Below are 2011 nucleotides of genomic sequence, written 5' to 3'. Positions count from 1 at the left end.
CTTGCCAACTTTTGTATCAGAACACACGGCAAAGGAACGCAAGGGAATTTGTGCATCTGCTGTCCATTCACGGATTGTTTGTGAGACTAAAGCAAGGGAGGGCACCAGAAACAACACACGCTTGCCTTTTCCTGCAATGGTCTCTGCTATCTTAAGACTGGTGAAAGTCTTGCCCGTTCCACATGCCATAATAAGCTTGCCACGGTCTGCTTCTTTTAAGCCTTCACAGACTTTCTTGATGGCTTCTTCCTGATGGGGACGAGGCTCTTTTGTTGATTTCAAAACAACTTCTTTTTTTGTTGCATAGATTTGCCAGTCTATACGACTGTTTTCCATATAACGAAGGTCAATGCGATAAACGGGTATCGCTTGTCCTTTAATCATGGCATTCACATTGTCAGTTAATTCCACTTCCGTGCTATCAACGAGAAGGCGGTATTTAAAGATGTCTTTTCCAGAGGCAGCGATAAAGCTATCAATATCCTTTTTACTGATCTGATGATCTGCTTTATAAAATTTACATTGAATAGCCACATATCCCTCTTGATTGCGAAGCTTAGCGACTAGATCAATGCCGATATCATTTTTATTCCAATCTTTACGTTCTTTTGCCCATTCAAAATAGCTCTCAACCTTTTCATACCGTCCATAATGGAGAGGGTCTTGCATAAGATATTTGCTAACAAAATCTTCAAAAATTTTTCCCTGTTGAGCTTTTGAAGTTGTCTGTTCACGATAGGATTGTAAGAGAGAGCGTAAAGTGACTTGTTTATTATCAGACTTAACAGATTGAAGCATATTAAGATAAACTCCATTGGCGTATGGTATGGTCAAAACTCGTAAAGAAACGAAATGAAGTCTATTAAATTGATTCAAAAGAAATAGCGATAACAAAATGAGACAAAAGCAGCAGAAAACCCATAATCGCTTAAAATAAATTTTATAAATCATGCTTATCAACAACAGAATAGTGAAATTTGCTATTTATTTCACATATCATTCAAGACGAATGCACTATGTGTTTAAAAACATCAGAATGATTATTTTGATAGGTTTTATTGTTCACTTTATAGAAAGGGTTTTGGGGGTTTTAAAAACAGACAAAACCCCTACAAAACTCCCCAAAACATATTCTATAAGTTGAATTTACGGGTTGTATTGTTGATATAGGTTGTTTTTTAAAAAAAAACATAAATCTTAACACATTGAAATATAACAACTTTTATTTTGGATTAAAAAAATAAAATGATAATGGGTAAAAAGAACCCCCAAAACCCCCAAAACCCCCAAAACTCATAGTTCAAAGCTTTATAAGATTTCACGATTACCTCATTGTGCTGTCTTATGAATTTTCACTAAAGGATGCCATTCATAGTGTAGTGTAGGACGCCCACCTTTTTGACTGCTTTCTCCAGAGACTTCACGAATATAGTTGCAACGGCACAAGAGATCTAAAGCTTGCTTAACGGTTTCATTATCTTTTAAACTTTTCCAATCACGCTTATAAATATCGCGTACAGTAAAGCCATCTTGTAACCAATCACAACGCTCGACAATTAATTTTGCCCGCTCTGCTGCTAATTTATCACACGCCCCATAAAGGCGTTTTATATGACTTAACAAATATTTTTCCCAACGCAAGGCTGTTTGAAGGGCTGCTTTATTGATTTCAAAACGACCTCCCTCAACAAGTTCAAAAATCAAAGCAAGGGTTGGTATGGTCTTTGGCATTTTCAAAAGATGTGCTTGTAAGGGGGCAGAGAAATGCCCTCCTTTGACTGTTCTTTGAAAATTTTCCCACCATTCACGAAACATCTCTTGAGCTTTTGCAGAAAAACGTATGGTAATGGGGTGTTCTGGTGAGCCAATGGGTTTATCATACAGAGAACGAAAGATCCCTTGATAGGTTTCCCATGCCTTTTGATTGAGAGGTCTATCAATCCATAACCGCTCTTTTCGTTCATCGGGAAAGACCAGCATCTGGAACCGTTGGAGCAAACCATCATCATTT

General features: G+C 37.3%; 2 protein-coding genes. Both read right to left on the bottom strand.

The window, feature by feature from the left end; genetic code table 11:
• A partial coding sequence (locus PVV68_RS09430; RefSeq protein WP_273782953.1) for a DEAD/DEAH box helicase family protein occupies nucleotides 1–798 on the bottom strand: 798 nt, incomplete at its 3' end.
• 531 nt (nucleotides 799–1329) lie between these two features.
• Nucleotides 1330–2011: DUF3987 domain-containing protein (locus PVV68_RS09425; protein WP_273782952.1), on the bottom strand; the 682-nt coding region annotated here is incomplete at its 5' end.

The organism is Bartonella sp. ML69XJBT (assembly GCF_028618515.1).
GTDB lineage: Bacteria > Pseudomonadota > Alphaproteobacteria > Rhizobiales > Rhizobiaceae > Bartonella.
The sequence above is the reverse complement of the archived record's forward strand: the minus strand, read 5'-3'. Positions and strand labels throughout refer to the sequence as shown.